Source organism: Streptomyces sp. SID9727, assembly GCF_010550605.1.
In the GTDB taxonomy this organism is placed as follows: Bacteria; Actinomycetota; Actinomycetes; order Streptomycetales; family Streptomycetaceae; genus Streptomyces.
In genome coordinates this window covers 1-24260 of the sequence record NZ_JAAGNI010000235.1, presented here as the reverse complement: position 1 = coordinate 24260, position 24260 = coordinate 1, and the positions used below count along the sequence as shown (strand labels likewise).

Here is a 24260-nt window from a genome sequence, read left to right as displayed (position 1 = left end):
CCCTGATGGGCTGCCACTTCGTGGCAGCCCATCAGGGGGTTCCGCTTCGCTCCACCCCCGGCCCTTCCGGCTTCGCCTCCATGGCCAGAAAAAGGGCCCGCTGCCGCGGGCCTGGCTGGCTACAGGGGTGGGGTGGCGACTCCGTGGTGTACGTGCCGGGCCGTGATCACGCCCCGGCCCGGTAACCCCGGGTTGGAGGAGCGTGGGACACGAATACCGCATCCCACACCATAACGGGCTGCTACTTCCCTACCGCCCTCAGAATTCCGCCTCGCTCCCATCTGACCCGCCCGCTTCGGCTCCCCACCGCGGGCCCTTCCGGCTTCGCCTCCAGGTCATGCCCCAGTCCGGCTCTCAGTGAGCAGAATGGCTCCGATCACGTGCGGATCGCCGATGGCATGCAGATCGATTGGCAATCAGAAGGCAAACCCATACAAGGACATGAGCCCCAGCCACCACGACCTGACCAGTGCCGGCGCCGTCACTCACCCTCCATACGAACCATCCCGCACTAATGCCCAACATCGGCCAGTAAACCCACCGAGCCCACCGCCGACCCGGCCTGGACCACTCAGGCGGGCTGTAAGAATCAGAATGCTGTCTCATAGCTGCCTCCCCATCGGAAGTCGCGTTCCCCCTGCCGCCCCGAGCACCCCTCCCCCCGGCCGCCCATCCGCAGCCACCGCACGAACTGGCCGAACGGAAGGACCAGGGGCACGTGGGCATATGCCGGCTGAATCCAGCACGCGCCGTGTGCTTCATTTCATGAATAGAGATAAACTATGGACTCAGAAGACCCCAGCGCTGATCGTTCCAGGAGAGACTCGGAGTTGTCGCAACGACTCCGCGAGTACTCAAGCAGAGCAGCCAGCCGGTCGTGTCCGTCCATCCTCAGGCCTCATGCCTCCTCCCGGTGCAAGTGAACTGCTCTCCGCCGCTTGGAGCGACCACGGGAAACCGTCATTCGGAGAAGGCAGGCGAGATGTCCAGCAGACGCCGCACTGACCCGCGTGAGGCGGCGCAGCAGGAGGCTGTTGAGGCGGTTGTTCGTGCTCTCGAACTGCCCTCACGCGCGCTCGTGCCCGAGAGAGGGCTCCGGGCGCAGGTGATTATGGCGACCGGGTCCGGGAAGACCCGGGTCGCGGCCCGCAGCGCGGAGAAGCTCCGCGCCGGCCGCGTGCTCGTACTGGTCCCTTCGCTGGACCTGCTCGTCCAGACCGAGGCCGCGTGGCGGGAAGCCGGCCGGACCGGCCCGATGATCGGGGTCTCGTCCCTGCGGGACGAGAACGCCTCCTTCCCGAACACCACGGACGTGCAGGAACTCGTCGAGTGGGTGCGGCCGTTCGACAGAATCACCGTACTCGCCACGTATGCCTCGCTCGGCCTGAGCACACTGGAACGCGCGCACGCCGCGGGCCTACCTGGCTGGTCACTGATCGTCGTGGACGAGGCTCACCGCGTTTCGGGGCGAATCGGGAAGCCGTGGGCCGTCGTCCACGACAACACCCGCATCCCCGCCCTGCGCCGCCTCTACATGACCGCCACACCCCGCCTGTGGCGGCTCGAAGAAGACGCCGACCGTTCGGCATCGGCCGAGATGGTCGCGAGCATGGACGACGCCCCGGACGGGCCATTCGGCAGCAGGGCGTACACACTGACCCTCTCGGAGGCGGTAGACAGGGGCATCTGTGCCCCGTACCAGGTCGTCTGCGTCGACATCACCGACACCCAGCTCCAGGCCGCCCAACTCCTCGGCGTCGAGGGCCGGGCGGACGACATCCGCGGAGCCCGACTCGCCGCCCTCCAGACCGCCCTGGTGAAGGCGTCCGCAAAGGAAGGCTTCCGCCGCACGCTGTCCTTTCACCACATGGTCCGCGAGGCCGAGGCCTTCGCGGCCAGCCTCCCCGACATCGCCGAGAAACTGCACACCGCGGATCCGGAGTTGTACCCGAGGACGATCTGGGCCGACTGGCTGTGCGGAGAGCACAAGCCACTGGAGCGGCAGCGCGTGCTGAACGAGTTCGCGGCCGGGATCGCCACCGACGGCACCGTCATGGAAAAGAGTTTTCTGGGGTCCGTGAGGGTCCTGGGTGAGGGCGTCGACACCCGCAACTGCGACTCTGTGTACTTCGCGGATGTCCGCGGGTCGATGCCCGACCTCGTTCAGGCGGTGGGCAGGGCACTGCGAATGGAGCCCGGCGAGGGCAAGGTGGCGTCGCTCGTGGTGCCGGTGTTCCTCGGACCAGACGAGACGGTCGACAACATGCTCACCAGCCGGGCATACGGCGGGCTCGCGAAGCTCCTGGAAGCGCTCAGGGCGCACGACGCCCGGATCGTGGAGCGGCTTGCCGAGCAGCAGGCACCCAGCGCCTACAAGCCCGTACAGGGCCAGGAGGACGAGATGGGCAAGGCCGGGGAGGGCGAGACGAACGTTCCGTCGGTGCCAGCGCGGGAACTGCTGAAGTTCTCCACCCCCCGCGACCCAGCACACTTGGCCGCGTTCATCAACCTGCGCGTCCTCGACCCGGAGAACGAACACTGGCGACGCGGTATCGAGGCCGCCAGCACCTACCACCGGCTTCACGGCGACCTGAAAGTGCCCTTCACCTACCGCGTACCTACCACCGACACCAACGACGGCAGCGAGGTCGAGGCAGGGCAGGGCGAAGAGGTCGAGATGTGGCCGGCCTCGCTCGCCGCATTCCCTCTCGGGCAGTGGACCGCCGACGCCCGGCGCTTCTATGCCCGCGGCGACATGGACGAGGATCGCGTCGCCCAGCTGGAGAGACTCGGCATGGTCTGGTCCCACTACGACGTCGCCTGGGAAGAAGGACTCGGGGCGGCGCGCGGGTGGGCTGCCGAGGCCGGTCACCTCCTGGCCCCCACCGACGCCGTGTTCCAGGGCTACCGGGTGGGGATCTGGCTGAAGAACGCGCGGGCCGCGGCCCGCAGGGCGGCCGCGAACGAGCAGCGGCGAACCGAGGGGCTGCCGGTCCAGTCCTCGGCCGGGGCGCTGACAAACGAGCGGCGTGAGCAGCTGGAGGAGATCGATCCATCGTGGTGCCCGGCCTGGCCGGTGACATGGCAGCGGTGCTTCCACCTGGTGAGGACGCACCTCGACGCAGGCGAGGCGCTGCCCACCGAGGCGGGCGACGTCATGCGCCAGGGCGAGGACCTCGGACGGTGGGTACGGGCGCAGCGGCTGGAATTCGACAAACTGAGCCGCGTGCAGCAATGGCTGTGCGAACACATCCTCGGCATCACCCCAGCCTCCGAAGAGGACAGGCCGCAACCGCGTACGAGTCAGGCCCAGAAGTGGGCCATGAACTACCAGGCCGCCAAACAGTTCTACCAGCGCGAAGGACATCTGACCGTTCCGAGACAGCACATCGAGACCGTCGTCCTAGGCGACGCCTGCCAGGAGCAGCGGGAGCTCCTGCTCGGGGCATGGGTCAGCAACCAACGCAGCAGAGCCGCATCACTGTCCCCAGAACGCGTCGAGCTGCTCTCCACCATCGGCATGCGATGGACATGAGGGACTGTTAAACGTCCGGTGTAACTCCCGATCATGGAAGGTCACAGCGATGACCAGCGATAACGTGACCGAGGGCACACCCATCGAGCCGTCTGAGGCCGTGGTGCCGGTGGCCAAGCGCGACCGGCTGATCGACGAGCTCGTGAGTCGGGCTCAGGCCGAGGGCCGGCGGACCGGCTCGCCGACGAGGACCGCCGGGTGGACGGGAAATCATTGACACACAAGGTCGGTCGAAGCGAGCCCGGAAGGCCCGGGGCGGTGCCCGGCCACCGGAGCCGCGCCGGGCTTCACCTGATCGCGGGCTGTGCCCCCGCGTTGAGGTGCGCGCCGATTTGCAGAAATGCCTGGACGAACGGGACGACCGGCACGGCGGAGGAGATCACCTGGGAACCGAAGTGGACGACGACGAGGTCGAGTCCCGGTGAGACGAACAGCCGCTGGCCGTGGATTCCGCTGGCCATGTACGAGCCGTAGGGGTCGTTCGGGATCCACCACAGGTCGTGGTACGACAGCGTGGCCGGTGAGGTCGGGGGCGCGCCGGGGAAACGCACGCGGCGCGGGTAGCCGTCGGGGACGCCGCTGACGATGGTGGTGGCCACGGCCTCGGGCACCACCTGCCGGTCACCGACCGCTCCGCCGCAGCGCAGCATCTCGCCGAGGCGGGCGACGTCGCGTGCTGTGGCGCTGAAGCCCCCGCTCGCCGCTTCGACGCCGTCGCCGTCGAGGATGTAGTAGGCGTCCTCCTCCGCTCCGATCCGGGACCAGAGGAGTTCGCCGACCAGGGCCGAAATGCTCGTACCGGTGACCCGGCGGAGGACTTCGGCGAGGGCCTCGACGTTGCCGTTCTCGTAGCAGAAGCCGGTTCCGGGCGCACCCGCGGCGCGGGCCGTGCGGAGGTGTTCGCGAATGGTGGCCGGTCCGTAGTAGTCGAAGGGGCGCAGCCGGGGGGACAGCACGGCGAAGTACCGCTGCGCCTCGATGGCCTTGTCGAAGCTCCGGCCTCCGTAGGAGACCTGGGTGCCCATGTGCAGCAGGTCCTCGATCCGGGCCTCGCCGAAGGCCGTTCCCGCGAGCTCGGGGACGTAGGAGGACGCCTGGGCGGTGCGGTCCAGGTGCCCCTGGTGGGCCAGGACCGCCGCGACGAGACCGATGTAGGACTTCGCCGCTGAGGCGTTGAAGTGCGGGGTGTGCCCTTCGGTGCCATGCAGATACCTCTCGTACACGACGGAGCCGCGATGCAGGACGAGGAAGGCGTCGGTCTGCGCGGCGGCGAACAGGTCGGGCAGCGTGAGCGCGCCACCGCTGTTCAGTTCGAGGGGCAGCCTGTCGAGCGCGTGCGCGGCGAGGCCGGGAGCGGTGGACCTTCCGTGCAGGTCCCGGGGCCGGCCGGAGCCTCGCCAGACCCTGCGGCTCGGTGAGAGCTCGCGGCCAGAAGCCGTGAATCGGCGGATCCAGGCTGGGTCCGTGTAACCGCGCGCCCACAAAAGGTCACTCAGCGGGGCCGTCTCGGTCATGTGTCACTCCGTCCGTCTGCAGCAAGAGCCGGCGAGATCGCCCAAACAGGCTCATCGTTACCGTACACATGGTTCAGTTTCGGGGACAGAGGTCACTTACGGTCGGACGAACTCGTTGACGCGCGGGCGACCGGAAGCTACGTTCCCAAATGAAGCGATCAATATCAGACAGTCAGTTCAGCAACTTGAGCGCGACTGTCCCGCATCCCACCGCGGACGACGCGAGCTCCGGTCCAACCTCCGTCCCCGTCTCCTCCGCACCCCTTCCTCCCGAGCCGCCGGAGTGTGCCTCATGGTCGAACCACCCTCGTCCGCTCCTCCTCTCGACACCGCCGGCGGCCCCGCCGATGTCGATGCCGAGGGGACACCACCGCGTCCCGCGTTCGACCGACGGCACGCCTGGCTGATCGCCGCGATGATCGTGTCCTTCATGCTCATCAACTACGCGGACAAGTCCGTGCTGGGGCTCGCCGCCGTACCGATCATGGATGAGCTCGGGATCAGCAACAGCACGTACGGGATGATTTCCAGCTCGTTCTCGTTGCTGTTCAGCCTCTCGGGGCTGATCGTCGGTTTCGCCTCGGCCCGACTCTCCAGCCGGGTCCTGCTCTTCGCCATGGCCGCCTTGTGGGCGGTGGCCCAACTGCCGGTGCTCGTCGTGGCGTCGGTGCCCGCACTGGTGGCCGGGCGCGTACTGCTCGGGGCCGCCGAAGGGCCGGCGGCGTCGATGTCGATGCACGCGCTGTACAAGTGGTTCCCGGCGGACCGCCGCGGTCTGCCGTCGGCCCTGCAGATCAGCGGGGCCGCTCTGGGCACGCTGATCGCGGCCCCGGTGGTCACCTGGCTGATCACACGCTTCGGCTGGCGCTCGGCGTTCGTGGTCCTCGCGGTGGCGAGTGCGCTGTGGAGCCTGATCTGGTGGCGGGTGGGGCACGACGGGCCACACGGCGGCGGGGCCGCACCGGGCGGACATCGGACCGTCGGCGCTCCGGCCTCCGCGGCCCCGGCCGCACCCGGCGCGGGCGGACATCGAACTGACGGCGCCCCGGCCCCTGAAACCCCGCTCGCCCCGGAGCGGCTGCCCTACCGGCGACTCCTGCTCAACGGCACGGTGCTCGGATCGATCGCCGCCGCCTTCGGGGCGTCCTGGGCGCTGGCGTTGAGCCATGCCTGGCTCCCCGCCTACCTGCGCACGCAACTCAGCATGACACCGGGGAAAGCCGCAACGGTCATCAGCGCCATCTCCGCATTCAGCCTCGTGCTGCTGCTCTCCGTACCCGTACTGGTGGACTTCCTCCGCCGCCGGGGTCGCTCGAGCCGCTGGTCGACGGCGGTCCCGCAGGGCGTCGCCGTGGCCTTCGCAGGGCTGGCCATGGCCGCCCTCCCGTTCGTAGACGGCCGAGGGGCCCATCTCGCGCTGCTCGCCGTGGCGTTCGGCGGCCACGCCATCGTCTTCCCACTGCACTACATGACCGTTTCGGCCGTGGTCCCCGCGATCCAGCGCGGCGCCGTGTTCGGTGTCGTCGCCGCGGCCGGAACTCTGCCGGGGCTGGTCTCCCCGTATCTGACCGGGCACATGCTGGACTCCGCCGCCTCGCGGAGCGCCGGATACACCCAGGCATACCTGCTGTCCGCCGCCGTCATGCTCGGCTGCGCCGCGGCCGCCCTGTTCGCCATCCGGCCGGAGCAGGACGCACGGCGGCTGAGGGTGGGATGAGCGCTCCCGGGCGGCCGCGAGGTACCGGAGTCTCGCGGCCGCCCGGGGCTCAGGCCGGGCTGGTGAAACCGCTGGCCCAGTACCGGCCGTGCAGCGCGAGGTTGAGCAGCATCCGGACGACCTCCTCGTCGGGCAGTGACGGGACGTCCTGTTCCACCCACCAGCGCAGTACCGCGATCTGCTCCCCCACCCAGACGCGGGCCAGCAGCTCGGGGTCGATGCGCGGCTGTACGGCGTTGCGTTCCGCTCGGGCACGGAACTCCTCGGCCGTCGCCCGGGCAAGGGCATCCATGAACATCTGCAGCGGCTTGCCGTCGCCCTCGCCCCGCAGCACGATCCGGTACTGGTCGCGCTCCTCGCGGGCGTGCCGCAGCATCTCCAGGACCGGCCTGCCGGTGAAGCCGACCGCACTGTCGGCGACGATGGGCTCCAGCCGTGTGGCGAGCCCGGCCAGGAGGTCCGCCGTCACCCGGGCAAACAGGTCCTCCTTGTCGCGGCAGTGTGCATAGAAGGTCGCGCGGGCCACGTCCGCCCGCTCGGTGATGTCCTCGACGGTCAGCGCGGTGAAACCGCGTTCCAGCACCAGCTCCACCAGGGCAGTCCCCAGGGCGCGGCGCGACCGCCTCGTCCGTCTGTCCTCGGCCACGAAGCCACCTTTCCTCGATCGTGACGCTGCGAGCGCGCCCAGTCTAGAAGACTCTTGACACTTCTTACTTTACTGAACAAGCTGTCTGTAAATGAATTGACTGTGCATCTTCTGTCTCTTGGAGTACGGCTTCATGAACCTCGGCACCTATCTCTCACGCAGCGCTCGCTACTGGCCCGAGGCCCCCGCCCTCGTGTGCGGAGAGCGTTCCTGGTCCTTCGCCGAGCTGGAGTCCTCGGCCAACCGCCTCGCCTCCGCCCTCGCCGCGCGCGGTCTACGCCCCGGCGATGTGGTGGCCTCCCTCGCATGGAACCGCGGGGAACTGGTGGAGACCGAGTTCGCCCTGTACAAGGCAGGATTGACCCGCGCACCGGTCAACGCGCGCCTCGGGCGGAGCGAGATCGCGCACATCCTGCGCTACGCCCCCGTACGCGCCCTGGTCTACGACGCGGCGCACCGCGAGGACGCCCTCGCCGCGATCGCCGCGGCCGGCAACGACTGCCTGCCCGTACCGCTCGACGAGGAGCCGGAGGGGGGCGTTCCGAACGGAGCGCCGGCCGTCCCCTACTCCACTCTGCTCGCCGAGGGCGACGCCGCCCCTTTCCGGGTGGACGTGGACGAGAACGAACCCTGTGTCCTGAACTTCACCTCAGGCTCCACCGGAGCGCTGAAAGCCGCAGTGCAGACCGTCGGCAACCGGCTCGCGAACATGCGCAAGCTGCTCATGTCCGACGAATCACGGCCACGGCCCGGCACGCGCTACCTCGCCTGCGGGCCCATCACCCACGCCACCGGAATGGGCCTGCTGGCGGGTGTGTTCGGCGGTTCCACGACGTACGTCCTCCCCACTTGGACCCCTGAGAGCTTTCTGGAGACGGTCGAGAAGGAGCACATCACCGCCACCTTCCTCGTCCCCGCCATGGTGAACATGGTGCTCGCCCACCCCTCTGCCGGACACCGCGATCTGTCCTCCCTGACGAGCGTGCGGATCGGCGGCGCGCCCATCTCGCCGCAGCGCCTGCGTGACGCGGTGAAGCTCTTCGGGCCCGTCGTCGCCCAGGGATACGGACTCGGGGAGACCACCAGTGTCGTGGCCGGCCTCAGCGCCGGAGAAATCGCCCACGCCGTCGAGGAGGACCACGAGTTGCTCCAGTCGTGCGGGCGGGCCTCCTACGACACCGAAGTGCGTGTCGTCGACGAGGAGGGCCGTGAGCTCGGCCCGCGCGAGATGGGGGAAGTCATCGTGCGCGGCCCGGACTGTGTGCGCGAGTACTGGAAGGAGCCCGAGCTGTCGGCGGAGACGTTCCGCGAGGGCTGGGTGCACACCGGTGACCTCGCCTGGATGCGGGAGGACGGCTATCTCTTCCTCGTAGACCGCAAGAAGGACATGATCATCTCGGGCGGTTTCAACATCTACTGCACCGAGGTCGAGGCCGCCCTCTACGAGCACCCCGCCGTCCAGGAAGCCTGCGTCGTCGGCGTGCCGGACGACACATGGGGCGAGGCGGTCAGGGCCGTCGTCGTCCAGAGCCCCGGTGACACGGGCGTGACCGCCGACGATCTGATCGCGTTCTGCGCCGACCGCCTCGACCGCTTCAAGAAGCCCCGGGCCGTCGACTTCGTGGCCGAGCTCCCCCACAACCGCAACGGAAAGCTCGACCGCAAGGCCGTGCGCGAACCGTACTGGGCGAACGCCTCCCGCCGCGTCAACTGACCGTCATAGCAAGCCCGTTCTCCCAGGAGCCCCCATGACCTTCTCCCTGCGTCCCGTTTATGACGACCCGCGCACGGCCGAACTCGTCGAGCGCCTGCGCGGCTACCTCGACGGCGAACTCGCCGACTACGAACGCGAGCGCGGCATCACCCCGACGGGCCGTCTGACCCGCGCCGATCTCGAACCGGTCTGGCGCCGCAGCCGTGAACTCGGCTTCTACGGCATCCACCTGCCCGAGGAGTACGGCGGGCAGAACCTCACGTACACCCAGCTCGCCGCCCTGAAGGAGGAGCTCGGCGCCAGCGGACGCGTTTTGTCGCACTGCGTGCTGGGCGACATGGGCGGCCCCCTGCGCGCGGGCGACATCCTCAAGTACGCCACCCGGCACCAGTTGGACACCTACCTGCTGCCGCTGATCCGCGGCGAGCGGGCGTGCTGCTTCTCCCTCACGGAGACCGACGCCGGGTCCGACGTCCGCTCCATGCGCACGGTCGCGACCCGGGACGGCGAGGGCTACCGCCTGTCCGGCCACAAGGTCTTCTCCTCCGCCGGCCCGTTCGCCGACTTCGCGATCGTCGTCGCCCGCATGGCGGGCACCGGTGAACTGCCGGACGAAAAGCCCCGGTTCTCGGCCTTCCTGGTGGACCTCGACAGCCCCGGCTGCCGTGTCGAGGACGGCGCGACGCCGATGTCCGGCGAGCACATCGAGAGCGACATCATCCTGGACGACTGCTGGGTACCGGCCGCCAACCTGCTCGGTGAGGAGGGCAACGGGATGCGCATCGCGCTCGGCAGGGTCACCACGAACCGGCTGCTGCACTGCCCCAGTGTCCTCGGCGCCACCCGGCGCGCTCTGGACCTGACGCTGAACCGGGCCCGGACCCGCATGGTCGCGGGAGGTCAGCCGCTCCTCATGCTCCAGGCCATCCAGCACCGGGTCGCCGACATGGCGACCGGCCTGTACGCCGCACGTTCCATGACCTACGCGGCGCTCGCGGCCCTCGACGAGGGCCGCGAGGTCCACACCGAGGCGTTCATGTGCAAGCTCTTCGTGGCCGAGTCCGCCTTCCGCATCCTCGACGAGGCGGTGCAGATCCATGGCAAGGAAGGGCTCACGCAGGGCAACGAGATCGAATTCCTGTTCCGCAAGATCCGGATGTTCCGCGTGCTGACCGGCACGTCGGAGATCCAGCGCAACGGCATCGCCAAGCTGCTGGCCCTGCACCACTGACACCTGCCGCAGCGGAGAAGGTGCCCGCCCCTCGTTCGCACTTCCGGTCGTACCGCCTCGGACGCCCGGGAAAGGTCTTTCACCCATGACACCGATGAACAGGCGCGGCTTCGCCGCCGCCACGGCGGGCGCCGCCGCCGCAGCCGTCTCGCTCAACCCCGTCACCGCGCAGGCCGCTTCAGGTCACCGCACGCACGGGACCCCGACGCCGACGCGTACGGACGGCCTCCCCTACGACGACACCACTGACTTCGACGACGCGCACCGTGGATTCGTCGCCGCGTTCACGGGCGGCCCGATCACCACCGCGGACGGCACGACCGCCTGGGATCCGGAGAGGTACGGTTTCCTCGACAAGGCCGGTGACCGGGTTCCCGACACCGTGGACCCCAGCCTGTGGCGGCAGGCCCGGCTCCTGTCACACCAGGGCCTCTACCGGGTCGCCGACCGCATCTACCAGGTCAGAGGCCTGGACCTGTCCAATATGACGATCGTCGAGGGCGACACGGGCGTCATCGTCATCGACCCGCTGATCTCCGCCGAGACGGCCGCCGCGGCCCTGCGCCTCTACCGCGACCACCGAGGCGAACGTCCCGTCCGCGCGATGATCTACACCCATCCGCACGTCGACCACTTCGGCGGCTGCAGGGGCGTGCTCCCGGACGGCCCCGGGGACGTCCCCGTCGTGGCGCCCAGCGGGTTCATGGAGCACGCCGTCAGCGAGAACGTCTATGCCGGTCCCGCCATGTCCCGCCGCTCTTCGTACATGTACGGCGCCGGACTGCCCTCCGGCGTCACGTCCCAGGTCGGGTGCGGTCTCGGTCTGACCGTCTCGTTGGGCACGGTCGGTCTCATCCCTCCCACCCACTCCGTCGGTGCCACGGGTGAGGAGATGACGCTCGACGGAGTCCGGATCCGCTTCCAGATGACTCCCGGAACCGAGTGCCAGGAGGAGATGAACTTCCTCTTCCCCGATCTTCGCGCCGTCTGCATGGCGGAGAACGCCACCCACACCATGCACAACATCGTGACCCTGCGCGGCGCCCAGGTACGCGACGCGCACGCCTGGGCCGGCTACCTCACCGAATCGATCGGCCTCTACGCCGGCGCGGCCGACGTCGCCTTCGCCTCCCACCACTGGCCCACCTGGGGCAACGACGACATCGTCGAGCTGCTCACGCACCAGCGGGACCTCTACGGCTATGTCCACGACCAGACGGTCAGGCAGATGAACCAGGGGCTGACCGGCACCGAGATCGCCGAGACATTCCAGCTACCGCCCCAACTCGAGGGCGTGTGGGCCAACCGCGGCTACTACGGCTCCCTCAGCCACAACGTCAAGGCCGTCTACCAGCGCTACATGGGCTGGTTCGACGGCAACCCCGCGCACCTGTGGGAGCACCCCCCGGTCGAGGAGGCCCGCCGCTGGGTGGAAACCCTGGGCGGGCAGGCCGCGGTCCGCGCGCGAGCCCGTCACTACGCGGAACGCGGTGACGTCCGCTTCGCCGTCACCCTGCTGAATCACGCCGTGTTCGACGACCCGAAGGACAAGCGGACACGGCGCGATCTGGCGGCCCTCTACACCCGCCTGGGGCACACCGTCGAGAACGCGGTCTGGCGGAACTTCTATCTCACGGGCGCGCGGGAACTGACCCACGGCGTCATCTCCGGCGCCAGCGCCACCACAGGCCCCGACATGCACCAGGCTCTGACGGCCGATCAGCTCATCGATGGGCTCGCCGTCCGCGTGAACGGGCCGAAGGCATGGAACCTCGATCTCACGATCGACTGGCACATCGGCGACGACCGCCGGCGCCTCCGCCTCGCGAACGGACTCCTCACCCGGACCACCTGCACCCAGCCGTCCGCCGACGTGGGCCTCACCATGACGATGACCAAGGCCCAGCTCCTGCGCATGCTGGCGGGCAAGGGGGTGGACGGCATCACCATGAAGGGCGACGCGAGCCTGCTCACCCAGCTGCTGTCGGTACTGGACAAGCCGGACAAGACATTCGCGATCGTCACCCCTTGAGGGGCGGCCCTGTCGAGACACCGTTCAGGGGCGCGGTCAGCGGCTCGGGCCGGGCCCGTCCCGCCCTCGGCCGCCGCTCGGCGGCCGAGGGCCACGGGTGATCCGACGTGCCTACTCGATCGCGCCACCTGCACCACGGACAGCTGCGAGCCCACCGCGACGCTTGAGCGGTGGGGCAACCGGTCGACGCCTCTTGGCAGGCTTGGTGTACGAATCGTGGTCTGTGCCGCCGGAGACAACCGTCGCTCCGCGGCCCGCAAAAGCCGCATGTCGCATGTCGCATGTCGCATGTCGCATGTCGCATGTCGCATCAGTCGAGGGTGTGACTGCGGACGGTCTGCAGAATCTCGTCGGAGAGCCCGGGCTCGACGTGGCGTACGGCGCGGGCGATCCCCAGCGCCCCGACCATTCGGTGAGCAGGCGGACGGCAGCCGCGGCGGCGACCAGGGTCTCCTCGCCCTGCGACAGCTCGTGCGTAGTGTCTGGGCCAGCCGCACGGCGACGAGAGCGCTCCGCTTGCACCGGTCACAGAAGGTGGCGTGGGTGCCCGCCCCACCGGGGTGCCCAGCCGGTGGCCTGGGTCGGCTTCCCGCGTTCGTCGGTGAACTTCGCCCCGCAGCGCATACGCCGGGCGCTGTGCTTCCCTCTCTGCTGTCCGCAGTTCGGGCCTCCTGGCGCTCGCGTTCCCAGGCCGCCCGCTCGCGGGTCCGCTGCTGGGCCCAGTGGGGTTCCAGGGCGGCCTGGCGGCGGGGGTTGCCGATCGCGTCGGACAGGTTCTGCGGGCCGCGCCGGCCGAAGCGGCAGAAGCCGTCGTCGTCCTTGGTCTCGACCATCAGGCGACGGGTCGGACCGGACAGGCGCGGGATGATTCGCTTGGTGTTTTCGGACGCCGTCCGGGTCGAGGACGAGCGGCACGGGCGGGCAGGGGGCGTCGTGTCACGGCCCGACTGGGTAAGTCAGGAGCCGCCTACGGAGGATTGCCGGACTTCGTGCTCGGTCCTGTCCAGCCAACCCATGAACCAGCCGCGGAAGGTCAAGGGCTTGCCCTCGGCGTCCATAAGAGGCTCAAGATCCCCGTCGTCCGCTCGCGGATCGGACCACATGGTGCCGCGGTGGGAGCCGCTGAGGATCAGCCAGTCTCGCTGAGCACAGCCGTGGTGGCAGATCACGATGGCGCCTGTGGTGCGTTCGGGAGCGAACATGACGGATTCCCATCGTTCGTCCCATGCCTCGATGGCAGTGTCGAAGTCCTCGATCTCCTCGAAGTCCTCCTCTTCGGGACGGTGGGCCAGCAGTCGTTCGAGAACCTCCGGGTCCGGGCCATCGTCGGGGAACGGTTCCGCGAGCCTGGCCAGATCGGCCAGGTCGGCGCCGTCGCCTTCCCAGCGCCAGCGGCCCTGAACGCGTCGCACGGGAAAGACGCCATAGGACGGCCCCGCGCCCCCGGCGGCGACCACCGCGAGGAAATCCCGGTACCCCGAGGGGAGCCGGACGCCTATCTGGCCCTCCAACTCGACGATCTCGTCCTCGCCAAGCGGATCCTCAAGCGTCCACCGATGACCGAGTGTTCCGAACACCTTCTGGCTCGACGGGAGCATGCTCAGCGCCACGATCCGCTTCCGCACCCCGGCCCAGTTCTGATCAACCATGCAGCGACCCTATGCGCCGCCACTGACACGCCCAGGTCCGACGGACGTACTCTCCCGAGGCGGGTCAACTTCCCCTCCCCGCTCACCGAAGGCGCTGTACACCCTCACCGGACGCACCGGCCGTCTCCTGATCCCGCATCGCCGGAAAGCCCGCGAAGGCTCGTCGGCTGTGCGCGAGGAATTCGCGTACCGCCAGGTTGCGCGGGTTCTTCCAGATCAGGGCGAGCAGCGCCGGTGTGTCGACGTCGTCGATGGTGCGGGCGGTCAGGCGATAACGGTGGGCTGCGGCCATCGATTCACTGAGGACGGCTACGCCGAGGCCGCGGGCGGCGAGATCCGCGATGGCGTCCGCGGCACCGGCCTGCATCGCGATCGAGGGGTGGAACTGCTGTGCGGCGCAGGCCTGGTCGAACACGGCGCGCAGTCCGGTGCCGGGCGGCATGCACACAACGGGGTAGGGAGTCAGGTCGCCCAGGCTGACCCGCCGCTGTCTGGCCAGAGGGTGCCCCGGCGGGACCGCCGCGACGAGCCGTTCGCTGATGATCGTCAGCGCGTGCAGTCCGTCGGGGGCGGCTGTCGCGGTGCCGATGAGCGCCAGGTCTACGGTGCCGGTGCGTACGCCTTCAGTGAGCCGGTCGGAGCTGTCCTCCAGCAGGGAGATCTCCACGCCGGGGTGCGCCTCGTGGAAGTCCGCGAGGGCTTCGAAGAGCGGGGTGAGCGTGCAGCCGACGACCATTCCCACAGTGAGCCGGCCCCGAACCAGCTCGGTCACCTCGTCCACCGACCGGCCGATCGCATCGACCGCTGCGAGCGCGGCGCGGGCGTGTTCGAGCGCCGCTTTCCCCGCGACGGTGAGCGTGACGGTCCGGGACGACCGGTCGAACAGCTCGGCACCCAGTTCCCGTTCCAGTTGGCGAATCCGGGCGCTGACGCCGGACTGGCTGATGTGCAACCGCTCGGCGGCGCGGGTGAAGTTCTGCTCTTCGGCGACCGCTACGAAGTACTCCAGTTGCCTCATTTCCATAGCTCCTGATTCTAGTTTGCAGAAGAATCATCTGTTGGACTTCTGATCGGTCGGCGATCACGCTGGGAAGCGCCAAAACCCCGCGTGAGGAGGAACCCATGCCGGAATACGAGAAGGCCATGCGGCCCGAGGACATCACCCGCTTGTTCGTCGAACGGTCCAATGCCGGTGACGCGGCCGGGGTCGCCGCACTGTACGAGGAGGACGCGGTGCTGGCCTACCCGCCCGGCGAGCAGACGGTCGGGCGCGAGGCGATCCGCGCGCTGTGGGAGAAGGTGCTGGCCAACGAGCCCCGCTTCGAGCCGGAGCAGCCGCTGCCGACGCTGGTCAGCGGCGACATCGCCCTCACCTCGACCCCGCCCAAGGACGGGGCCGGTGCGCGGGCGCAGGTCGTCAGGCGCCAGCCGGACGGAAGCTGGCTGCGGCTGCTGGACAAGCCGGAGTTCGTCCCGCCCGGTCGCTGACGTCCGCGGTCGCGGCAGTGGGGCCGGGTTTCGCATCCGCGTACGCTCGGCTCCATACCGCGAGGCAATCGCAAGCCTCGAAGGCGCCTCAGTCACCTCGGGTGGTACCGGCGCACCATCGGCCATCGTCTGGTGCGGGGGCAGCGGTTGCCGTAGGGTGCCGGACGATTAATGGGAGCGCTCCCATTCATTCGCTCCCATCCATCCCTTCGACCTCACCCGATTGGAGAACTTCGCATGCGCCACCCCCTCCTCTCCGTCCGGCGGCTGCCCCGTCTGCTCGTCGCCGTCGCCCTGGCCGGCGTCACGGTGGTAACCGCCACCGGCGGCGCTCCGGCCCACGACCGACACGACGGTCGGCCGGTTGGCGGCTGTGCCCCCGACCCGGCGTTACTGTTCTGCGAGGACTTCGAGGAGCTGCCGCTCGGCGCGGGCACCAGCCTGCACTGGGGCGTGGACACCCGGAACGGCGCACTGTCCGTCGAACGCGAGCGGGGCCGCGGACACGGCGGGAAGCGCGGCGCGGACCAAGTACTCCGGGTGCGCACCGAGGGCAACGGATACGCGTTCCTGGAGGTAGACGAGTTCTCCGCCCCGAGTAACAGCTTCTTCGGCCGGATGCGGGTGAAGGTCGACGAGTTCCCCACCGCTCCGGACTGGGCCCACTTCACCCTGGTGGAAGCCACCGGCCGGGGTGACGGCAGCGTGGTCCGGCCGGTCGGCGGCCAGTACGTACCAACCGTCGGCAACGGGGTGCAGCTGTGGGGCATCGGCTCCGACGGCGGCCCCACGGGCGACTGGACCGACTGGCGCGAGTCCGCCCCGGCCGAACCGGGGAAGTGGACGTGCCTGGAATGGGAGGTCGACGCCTCGGACAACCGCGTGGCGGTGTGGATCGACGGCGCTCCCCAGCCCGACATGACCGTCACCACCACCCGGCACGGAGGCAATCCGGTGGACTTCACTCTCCCTGCCTTCGACACCGTCCGCATCGGCTGGCAGCTCTACCAGGGCAATCCCACCCCGGACTCATACGACCTGCGCCTGGACGACCTGACGCTGTCCACGGAACGCGTCGGATGCGGCCGCTGACCGGCACCACGAGCCGGCACCCGCTCAGGGCACCGGCCGGCTGAGACTGACGGCGAGCAGGGCGATGAAGGCCAGTATGGGCTGAACGCGCTGCCCGCCGGGTCGGGCGGCGATGGCGGCTTCCGTGATACCCGGCGCGGGGCCGCAGAGCGGGGAGCGTCGGCCTGTTGGCGGCACTCGATGCGGGCCTGACCGGTCGGGGGGCCATCTGGTCGTCGGCCTTCGCCTCCGGCTCGGGATACGAATTCGTACAGGGAGGGCGGACAGGCGGCGCCGGACGTAGGCAGGTCCAGTAGGACGCGTTGGCGCCTGGCAGGTCGGCCGATTCGTCGGACACCCGCAGGGATGCCTCCAGACGGGCGGCCTTGGTGTCCCGTGTCTCGCCCAGGGCCAGGATCACCTACCCGGTTGGGTGCGTACGCCGGAGACCGGTCTGCGCTGAAGGGTGCGTGGGCGCTGTGCCAGGCCCGCATGCTGGACTGCCGGCCGTTCGGACCAGGGCCCGTCACTCCTCCTCGCCGACGCGCGGGTCCCGTAGCCGGCGCAGCCCGCCGGGGAAGTCGGGGAGCTGGAACGAGTAGTGGCCGAGCGCGTTGATGTGGTGCCTGACGAACGGCCAGGGCCACGTCCTCGCCACGGACGGGCTTGCCCATGAGTGCGCCCCTTCGGCATCGGCCGGGAGAAGTGCTGGAACCGCTGACTACGCCACCGGCCCACAGCACACCCGGCCAGTTGCCGACTGCTTGTTGCCGTCAGCGCTCGTGCCGTACAGAGGTCGTATGGCTATACGCCGGCCTGCCGCGGCTGTCCGTAGGACGCAACTCCGGAAGTGGGATACCGCTTTCATCGACGAGGACTGAGTGGGTTTCAGCGGCCTCGAAGGCATGTCGTTCGCCCCACTGGCGCGCAGCCACGATGACGGCGAAGAGGTCCAGACCCGCTGCTGTGAGGACGTAGTTCTGTCGCCGCCCTGTCGGAGCGGTCTCCCGCTCAAGAATTCCTCGTTCGGTCAAGCGCCGCAGGCGGTCGGTGAGGATGTTGCGCGCGATGCCGGTGCGCTGCTGGAAGTCGGTGAATGCCCGAGCACCGTCCATCGCGTCGCGAATGATCAGAAGGCTCCATCGATCTCCGACCAGGTCGAGGGTGCGTGCGACGGGGCAGGCAGGGTCGGTCCAGGACAGCTTCTCGGCACCGTGGGGTCTGCTCACCATCACTCCTCCTGAAGGGTTGCACATCGAAACCATTCTGTCGTAGGTTCATTTTGGTTGCAATTCGCAACTCATTCTGGAGGTGTATCAGTGGGTCTCACCACCGGTCGGAGGATGTTCCTCTCTGTGGTCTGCGCGGTCGCAGTCGCGCAGATCTATGTGGCACAGCCTGTACTGGTGCAGATCGGTAAGGACTTGGGCCTACCGGAGAGCGACACGGGATGGATCGTCACCACGGGGCAGCTCGGCTATTTGACCGGCTTGGCCCTTCTCGTCCCTCTGGGGAACATCTTCGACCGGCGCAAGCTCATCGCCGGGCATCTTCTCCTCGCTGCGTTCGGCATGGGTCTGACTGCGGCCGCTGCCCGGATATGGCTCCTGCTCACCGGACTGGCCCTCGCCGGCCTGTTCGCGGCCGTCGTTCAGACCACGGTCGCTTTCGCCGCCGACCTGTCCACAGCAGGTGAACGCGGCCGCACACTCGGAGCCGTGACCTCCGGTGTCACGATCGGCATCCTCGGAGCGCGCGTCCTCGCCGGCAGCCTCGCCGCCCTTGGGGGATGGCGCTCCATCTACGTGGTGTTCGCCGTGCTCCTCGCCGCGCTCACCCCCTTGGCACTGAGGCTCCTCCCCTCCGACCCTCGCGGTACCCAGGCCACGTACGGAGCGGTGATGCTCTCGCTGTGCCGAATGTTCCGCGAGCGCCTTTTCCTCTCACGCGGACTGATCGCGTTCTTCCTGTTCGCTTCCTTCGGCACGCTGTGGAGTGGGCTGGCTCTGCCGCTCGCAGCCGAGCCATGGCATCTCAGCACTGCCCAGATCGGCTTCTTCGGGATCGCGGGACTCGCCGGGGCGCTGGGCGCCCAGCGAGCGGGACAGAGGGCTGACGCAGGCCACGCAAGCGTCATCACAGGCGGCGCCCTCGTACTGTTGGCCGCTTCCTGGCTGGCGAGCGGACAAGCGTCATGGTCGCTCTGGTTGGTCATCGTCGGCGTGATCGTTCTCGACTTCGCTGTGCAGGCAGTGCACGTCAGCAATCAACATCTGATCGTGTCCGGATACCCACATCGGACGAGCAGCGCCATCGCCGGCTACATGCTCTTCTACTCCTTCGGCTCCGCCGTCGGGGCAGTCGGCACCACTGCGGTGTACTCGGCTGCAGGGTGGGCCGCATCCAGCCTTCTCGGTGCCGTCTTCGCCCTCTCCGCCCTCCTTGTCTGGACCCTCAATCGACACACGGCCGCCGACACGCAACGAGATGTACTCCCACGGCCACCTCGTGGTGTCCCGCACAGCCCGACCTGAGGACGCATGCCGGTGTCCGGGCCACGTGAGCGCTTCGCGGCGACAGATGCTGGGGGGATGCCGCGGATGCCTGAATGCGCTTCACCGTGACGGCGTCTCGATCAGCGTGGTCGCGGTAGCCGTGTCCGAACGGGCCGGCCGGAACAGCCCCTGCCCCTCGTTGCGGCGCAGCAGCCTCTTGCTCACGCCGGTTTCGCGAGCCAGATCGCCGACGCGCATCCGGATTCTCCTTGACGTTCACACCCGTGAGACACGCGAGGTGGGACGGCTCGTCGTGGCGGGCGTTCAGAGGGGGCAGACGCTCCAGCAGGATCCGGGCAGCGGCGGCCTCGCTCCCGGCCCCCGTGAGCAACCGCCGTGCCGGGTCGGAGATTCGTACGGTCTCGACCAACACGGTGGCGGTAACGGCCGCCGAGTTCTCCTCAGCGGGCCGGAGGCTGCCAACCGGGACGCCCGTCCTTCTCGACTGCGAGACGCGGTGCCGTGGGCCCGTCGAGTTCGATCCCGCCCGTGTTCCCGAGGCGGTCTCACGGCGGACGCGAGCCGGCCTCTCCCGGATCCGAGCCTGCTCCGCAATATCGGGGCGTGCGGGATGTCGCGGGCCTGGTGGCCTGAGTCGGAGATTCGCTGACCGTACGACTCAACTCCGCGGGTACAGAAGGCCGTTCCAGGGTCGCCCGGAGGCTTCATGGCGGCGCTCGCCCTCTTGACGGGCCCCCTCCCTCCGCTAAGGTCTAGACCTGCAAGCGTCGGTCTAGACCTTCGCATGTGACGTTGCCACGTCGGCAACCTCGTACGTTCACCTGGGCGGACCCGGCACGCACGAAGGGATTTGAATGTCATGCGCATGAAAAAGACGTGGGCCGCAGCCCTGGGCGCACTGGTCGCTCCCGCAGTGGCCCTGAGCCTCCCCGCCCCCTCGGCGAGCGCCCACGGCTGGGTGGTCACACCGTCCAGCCGGCAGGACCAGTGCGCCAACCGCGTGGTCCAGTGCGGTCAGATCAAATACGAGCCCGCGAGCGTCGAAGGGCCGAAGGGCCTGCGCACGTGTAGCGGAGGCGACTCCCGCTGGGCGGACCTGAACGACGACAGCAAGGGCTGGAAGGTCACCCCCGTCGGCACCACGCAGACCCTGACGTGGACGATCGAGGCGCGCCACGCCACGAGCAACTGGCAGTACTTCATCGGCGACCAGAAGATCGCCCAGTTCAATGACGGCGGCCGCATCCCCGCCGCCACGGTCAGCCACCAGCTGAACTTCAGCGGCTTCAGCGGAAAGCAAAAGGTGCTCGCCGTCTGGAACATCGCGGACACCGCCAACGCGTTCTACGCCTGCATCGACGTGAACATCGGCGGCGGCAACGACGGCGGCGGTGACGGCGGCGACAATGGCGGCGGCGGTGACGACGGCGGCAACGGCGAGGAGCCCGGCGACTGCACGGCCGCGGCCTGGAGCGCCGGCAACGTCTACAACGGCGGCGAGACCGTCTCGTACAAGGACCACAACTGGCGGGCCAAGTGGTGGGTGACCGGCGAGGAGCCCGGCAGCACCGGCGAGTGGGGCGTCTGGGAGGACCTCGGCGCCTGCTGAGCCGCCCGGATCCCCTGCGGCCCTCACCCCCGCGGCCTCGGTCCCGGGGGTGAGGACCCGTCAACGGCCCTGACGCCGCAGCGGCCCGACCCACCCGCGCCCCCGGCCGGCGCAGCCCCCGGAAGGAGCCTGCGCCGGCCGTTGCCGCACCTCCCCCACCCTCCGGGCACCGCCCCCAGGGGACAGCGTGAGAACTCGGCATCGCCTGCTCGCCTGGGACGCGGCCTCCGACAACGTCGGCGTCAGCGGTTACTACGTGTACCGCGAAGACATCCTGGCCCTGTTGGCGGTCTCGTCCGAAACGCCGGTCGGCGGGCGCTGGCTGCCGACCGGTCGGTGATCGCGGTGACGGCCGCGGAGTCGGGGGGGGACACATTGCCCGCCCGGCCCTTCGCCCGGACCGCGAAGCGGTACGCGGTGCTGGGCGTCAGCCCGGCGGTCGCAGACGGGCCCGTCACCGAGGTATCCGGCTGACTGGCCGACGGTGACATCGTCCCGTCCATCGGCGGTTGGAGCGGCAACAAGCCCGGGCGCAACTGCTCGACGACGGAAACGCTCACCGGCGCCTATCAGAAGGTCATCGGCAACTTCACCATCATGCCGTTCGACTGCGGCGGCCAACCCGCCGCAGTCGGCCCTGATCCTGGACGGCGCGCTCCCACCGATCGACCGGATCCCGCAGGATCGCCCGCACTGCTTCTCAAACGCCACGGAATGAATGTGCGGGTCATCTCCGACCCATACGGCGAACCACGCCGAGCCTCACCCGTGCTTTCGGAGCCACGCACGGCCTGACCGCCGCTCGCACACCGGGATCGTCGAAGCACTGGCTACCGCCCGCCCTGACCATCTGGGCCGACCAGGCGTACCAGCCGTCTGCCGGCAGGTACGGGTGTGTCGATCCGCGGACGAAGACTCCGGCGGTGGCAGCGTCGCTACAACACGGCCCACGCCGGGATGCGCCGCGTCGGCGGATCAGCGGTCGCCGTGCTCAAGGGCCGGCCGACTCCTCCACGGATGTGACGCGGCAGGAACCCGATCACCGGCCGCGCGTGCCGCCCCTCGCAGTCCGTCCGGCCGGATCAGAGGCAAGGCGAAACGACCGCTCTTCGCCGCGCACGATACACATCGTATGCGCTCTACATGTAACATGTATTGTGCATATTGCTGGGCCGGCTTTCCGCCTCTCCACCGCACGATGAATGGATCATTGCGTGAGCACGCACCCACCCGAGGGAGCACCCGGGCTCGCCTGCCTCATGGCGCGACCCGCCCCTTCAGCCCGCCGGCCGAGGTCGGCCGGCTGCGCGCCGTGCCCGTGCTTCCGCGAGCCCGGGCGCAGCCCCAGCGACGTCCGGCAGTGCGACGGGCGAGGGCAAAAGCCGCATCCGCGCCGACGGCGGTGACCACCTCGGCGAGCGACGTCGGCTCCCCCGGCCCCACGAACAGCCCACGGGCAGCAGCCCACCAGCAAGGAGCACCACCATGAACCGACTGCAGGACAAGGTCGCCGTCATCACCGGAGCCGGAAGCGGCATCGGCCGCGCTGCGGCGGAGCTGATGAGCAAGCAGGGCGCCCGTGTCGTAGTCGCCGACTACGACACCGAAGCAGCCCGGGAGACCGCCGGCCTCATCACCGCGGCCGGCGGCACCGCCTTGCCGCTGACGGTGAACGTCCTCGAAGAGGATTCCATCGCCGCCATGATCAACAGCGCGGTCGAGGAGTACGGCTTCCTGCACATCATGTGCAACCACGTCGGCGGCACCAATCCCCGCCTGGATCTGGACCTGCTCCGCATGGACATGGCCGAATTCGACCGGGCCGTCAGCCTCAACATGCGCAGCACACTCGTGGGCTCGCGGCTGGCTGTACCGCACATGATCAAGTCCGGCGGCGGCTCGATCATCAACACGGCCTCCGTCGCCGCGCTCGTCGGAGACGTCCTCCAGACCTCCTACGGCGCCGTGAAGGCGGCCGTCGTCAGCATCACGAAATCGGTGGCCACCCAGTACGGGCCACAGAACATCCGCTGCAACGCGATCGCCCCCGGCGCCGTGATGACCCCCGCCCTGGAGAACAACCTTCCCCAAGAGGTCATCGACAGCCTCAAGGCGGGCAACGCCCTGCCCTACCTCGGCTCCCCCGAGGACATCGCCCACACCATGGTCTTCCTCGCCTCGGACGAGTCCCGTTACCTCACCGGGCAACTCCTGGTCGTAGACGGCGGCATGACCATGCAGTCCTCGGCCGCGCCCGGACGCCGAGCCATGCTGCCCCTCTGACAATCGTCGCTCACCAAACGTGATTCGCGGAGCGGGCGCACCCGCCGTACTGGGCGCGCCGAAGACTCTGCCCCCGGCATCGCGCTTCGGTTCGCGGACCTGGCGCATGGCACGCGACCAGTCACCGCGCCGCCTGCGGGGCCGGGCCGCGCTGCTGCGCCTCACGACGGGGAGCACGCGGCTCGGCAACTCGATGACCGCCGAGGGCTACGCACTGGCCGCCGCGTCTGCGTGGTGAGAGACCACTGCGCGGCGGGCAGGCCGTCGTCGAAGAGGCGGGGCCGACCAATGGCTGGCGATGCCCGCCTGGGCCGTCGGATGCCGATCCAGGCGTTCCGGTACTCCGTGGAAGCAGCTCACCCGCCAGGGGCTGTCACAGTCCCTCGTGCCAGCATGCCCCCGTGACAGAAACACGTGATCCGCACCCCGCCGACGCCACCCTCGACTTCCTGCGCTCGGTGTTCCCTCCGGAGTGGCGTGAGCCGGCGCTCGGCCAGGGCGCCGTATCGGACTGGGAGCGGGACAACGCGGTGATCCTCCCGGAGCCGTACAGGACGTTCATCGCCGAGATCAGCAACGGGTCCGCCGTCGGCCCGGCCGACGACGGCGGTCTCCAGCCTCTCGGCTGGCTCCCCGACACATGGCTCGGCGTCGGCCCCCGGCAGCCAGGCAAGCCGTTCCCCCTGGAAGCGGCCTGGCCGTGGGAGGACGACGAGAGCACCGGGCTCGGCGACCCGCGGATCACCGCGGCGTTCAACCACGGATCGGTCGTCCTCGGGTCCGAGGAGGGGCCGGCCTTCTGGCTCCTGGTAACCACCGGCCCCCACCGCGGCGAGGTATGGATGATCACCGACGCCGGCGCCGCGCCCATGCCCGGCGACCAGGCATGGGGTTTCGAGGAATGGGTCCGGCACTGGCACACCGGCCACGGCTGGTGGGACTGAACGCGATGCACCCGCCAGACCGGGTTCGGCCCGAACCGCCACGCCACGCGGTTGCGCAACCGCCCCGGTCAGTGGAGGCGTGCGTAGCGGTGGAGACGGGTTCGGGTCTCACTCGGTGATCCCGAGGGCGGTGGCGATCGTGTCCCAGCACTGGTCATCGGCTCGAACCATGTGCGCGGCGACCGCGTCGGCCTCGGCAGAGGATCGCGTCGGCCTCGGCAGAAGATCGCGTCGGCCTCGGCAGAAGATCGCGTCGGCCTCGGCAGAAGATCGCGTCGGCCTCGGCAGAAGATCGCGTCGGCCTCGGCAGA

Annotated in this window: 21 protein-coding genes and 1 pseudogene; 14 read left to right on the top strand and 8 right to left on the bottom strand. The window is 69.2% G+C overall.

Features of this window, described 5'->3' with window-relative positions:
- Nucleotides 1-982: 982 nt before the first annotated feature.
- On the top strand, nucleotides 983-3535 hold the full coding sequence (locus G3I41_RS15310; RefSeq protein ID WP_164400758.1) for a DEAD/DEAH box helicase: 2553 nt from the start codon (nucleotides 983-985) through the stop codon (nucleotides 3533-3535).
- Between the two features lie 49 nt (nucleotides 3536-3584).
- Complete coding sequence (locus tag G3I41_RS36410) at nucleotides 3585-3752, top strand: hypothetical protein (RefSeq protein ID WP_203601108.1); 168 nt, start codon at nucleotides 3585-3587, stop codon at nucleotides 3750-3752.
- Between the two features lie 70 nt (nucleotides 3753-3822).
- Here the strand turns inward: G3I41_RS36410 and G3I41_RS15305 are convergent, their stop codons facing one another.
- A complete protein-coding gene (locus G3I41_RS15305; protein ID WP_164400757.1) occupies nucleotides 3823-5049 on the bottom strand; it encodes a serine hydrolase in 1227 nt (408 codons plus the stop codon).
- Between the two features lie 292 nt (nucleotides 5050-5341).
- On the opposite strand from G3I41_RS15305, the gene G3I41_RS15300 reads away from it, so the two are divergent.
- Nucleotides 5342-6766 (top strand): MFS transporter, encoded by a 1425-nt coding sequence (locus G3I41_RS15300; RefSeq protein ID WP_164400756.1) that lies wholly within the window; start codon nucleotides 5342-5344, stop codon nucleotides 6764-6766.
- A gap of 49 nt (nucleotides 6767-6815) precedes the next feature.
- Here G3I41_RS15300 and G3I41_RS15295 read toward each other — a convergent pair whose 3' ends face one another.
- Nucleotides 6816-7412: a TetR/AcrR family transcriptional regulator gene (locus G3I41_RS15295; RefSeq protein WP_164400755.1), complete on the bottom strand. Its 597-nt coding sequence runs from the start codon at nucleotides 7410-7412 to the stop codon at nucleotides 6816-6818.
- Between the two features lie 118 nt (nucleotides 7413-7530).
- On the opposite strand from G3I41_RS15295, the gene G3I41_RS15290 reads away from it, so the two are divergent.
- The 3 genes from G3I41_RS15290 to G3I41_RS15280 all read left to right on the top strand — a co-directional run bounded on the left by G3I41_RS15290 (nucleotide 7531) and on the right by G3I41_RS15280 (nucleotide 12389).
- Nucleotides 7531-9126: an AMP-binding protein gene (locus G3I41_RS15290; protein WP_239081646.1), complete on the top strand. Its 1596-nt coding sequence runs from the start codon at nucleotides 7531-7533 to the stop codon at nucleotides 9124-9126.
- Nucleotides 9127-9160: 34 nt separating this feature from the next.
- Nucleotides 9161-10357 carry an acyl-CoA dehydrogenase gene (locus tag G3I41_RS15285; RefSeq protein ID WP_164400754.1) on the top strand — a complete coding sequence of 399 codons (1197 nt, stop codon included), beginning with the start codon at nucleotides 9161-9163 and terminating at the stop codon, nucleotides 10355-10357.
- Between the two features lie 85 nt (nucleotides 10358-10442).
- The gene (locus tag G3I41_RS15280; protein ID WP_164400753.1) at nucleotides 10443-12389 is read left to right on the top strand and encodes an alkyl sulfatase dimerization domain-containing protein; all 1947 of its coding nucleotides are present in this window, start codon (nucleotides 10443-10445) and stop codon (nucleotides 12387-12389) included.
- A 956-nt stretch (nucleotides 12390-13345) separates the two neighbouring features.
- Here the strand turns inward: G3I41_RS15280 and G3I41_RS15270 are convergent.
- Together G3I41_RS15270 and G3I41_RS15265 are read right to left on the bottom strand one after the other, a co-directional pair.
- Entirely contained in the window at nucleotides 13346-14038 is a 693-nt protein-coding gene (locus G3I41_RS15270; RefSeq protein WP_164400752.1) for an SMI1/KNR4 family protein, read from the bottom strand.
- A gap of 82 nt (nucleotides 14039-14120) precedes the next feature.
- Nucleotides 14121-15062 carry a LysR family transcriptional regulator gene (locus G3I41_RS15265; RefSeq protein ID WP_164400751.1) on the bottom strand — a complete coding sequence of 314 codons (942 nt, stop codon included), beginning with the start codon at nucleotides 15060-15062 and terminating at the stop codon, nucleotides 14121-14123.
- A 98-nt stretch (nucleotides 15063-15160) separates the two neighbouring features.
- Here G3I41_RS15265 and G3I41_RS15260 point away from each other — a divergent pair, with 98 nt between their 5' ends.
- Together G3I41_RS15260 and G3I41_RS15255 are read left to right on the top strand one after the other, a co-directional pair.
- A complete protein-coding gene (locus tag G3I41_RS15260; protein WP_164400750.1) occupies nucleotides 15161-15526 on the top strand; it encodes a nuclear transport factor 2 family protein in 366 nt (121 codons plus the stop codon).
- 237 nt (nucleotides 15527-15763) lie between these two features.
- A complete protein-coding gene (locus G3I41_RS15255) occupies nucleotides 15764-16618 on the top strand; it encodes a hypothetical protein (RefSeq protein ID WP_164400749.1) in 855 nt (284 codons plus the stop codon).
- Nucleotides 16619-17123: 505 nt separating this feature from the next.
- Here G3I41_RS15255 and G3I41_RS37440 read toward each other — a convergent pair.
- Nucleotides 17124-17255, bottom strand: a complete 132-nt coding sequence (locus tag G3I41_RS37440) for a hypothetical protein (protein ID WP_275408416.1) — start codon at nucleotides 17253-17255, stop codon at nucleotides 17124-17126.
- Nucleotides 17256-17370: 115 nt separating this feature from the next.
- Nucleotides 17371-17829, bottom strand: coding sequence for a helix-turn-helix domain-containing protein (locus tag G3I41_RS15250; RefSeq protein ID WP_164400748.1), 459 nt, complete (start codon nucleotides 17827-17829; stop codon nucleotides 17371-17373).
- Between the two features lie 111 nt (nucleotides 17830-17940).
- Between G3I41_RS15250 and G3I41_RS15245 the strand changes: the two genes are divergently transcribed.
- The gene (locus G3I41_RS15245) at nucleotides 17941-19131 is read left to right on the top strand and encodes an MFS transporter (RefSeq protein WP_164400759.1); all 1191 of its coding nucleotides are present in this window, start codon (nucleotides 17941-17943) and stop codon (nucleotides 19129-19131) included.
- 81 nt (nucleotides 19132-19212) lie between these two features.
- On the opposite strand, the gene G3I41_RS15240 is transcribed toward G3I41_RS15245, so the two are convergent.
- Entirely contained in the window at nucleotides 19213-19350 is a 138-nt protein-coding gene (locus tag G3I41_RS15240; protein WP_164400747.1) for a MerR family transcriptional regulator, read from the bottom strand.
- 622 nt (nucleotides 19351-19972) lie between these two features.
- Here G3I41_RS15240 and G3I41_RS15235 point away from each other — a divergent pair.
- The 5 genes from G3I41_RS15235 to G3I41_RS15220 all read left to right on the top strand — a co-directional run bounded on the left by G3I41_RS15235 (nucleotide 19973) and on the right by G3I41_RS15220 (nucleotide 23949).
- On the top strand, nucleotides 19973-20722 hold the full coding sequence (locus G3I41_RS15235) for a lytic polysaccharide monooxygenase (RefSeq protein WP_164400746.1): 750 nt from the start codon (nucleotides 19973-19975) through the stop codon (nucleotides 20720-20722).
- Nucleotides 20723-20909: 187 nt separating this feature from the next.
- A complete protein-coding gene (locus G3I41_RS15230; protein WP_164400745.1) occupies nucleotides 20910-21062 on the top strand; it encodes a hypothetical protein in 153 nt (50 codons plus the stop codon).
- Nucleotides 21063-22207: 1145 nt separating this feature from the next.
- Complete coding sequence (locus tag G3I41_RS15225; RefSeq protein ID WP_164400744.1) at nucleotides 22208-23005, top strand: SDR family NAD(P)-dependent oxidoreductase; 798 nt, start codon at nucleotides 22208-22210, stop codon at nucleotides 23003-23005.
- A gap of 106 nt (nucleotides 23006-23111) precedes the next feature.
- Nucleotides 23112-23243: a hypothetical protein gene (locus G3I41_RS37435; RefSeq protein ID WP_275408415.1), complete on the top strand. Its 132-nt coding sequence runs from the start codon at nucleotides 23112-23114 to the stop codon at nucleotides 23241-23243.
- Nucleotides 23244-23406: 163 nt separating this feature from the next.
- Nucleotides 23407-23949 carry an SMI1/KNR4 family protein gene (locus G3I41_RS15220; RefSeq protein ID WP_164400743.1) on the top strand — a complete coding sequence of 181 codons (543 nt, stop codon included), beginning with the start codon at nucleotides 23407-23409 and terminating at the stop codon, nucleotides 23947-23949.
- A gap of 108 nt (nucleotides 23950-24057) precedes the next feature.
- Here the strand turns inward: G3I41_RS15220 and G3I41_RS36405 are convergent.
- Nucleotides 24058-24260 (bottom strand): annotated as a pseudogene (locus G3I41_RS36405) (hypothetical protein); the annotation flags it as partial.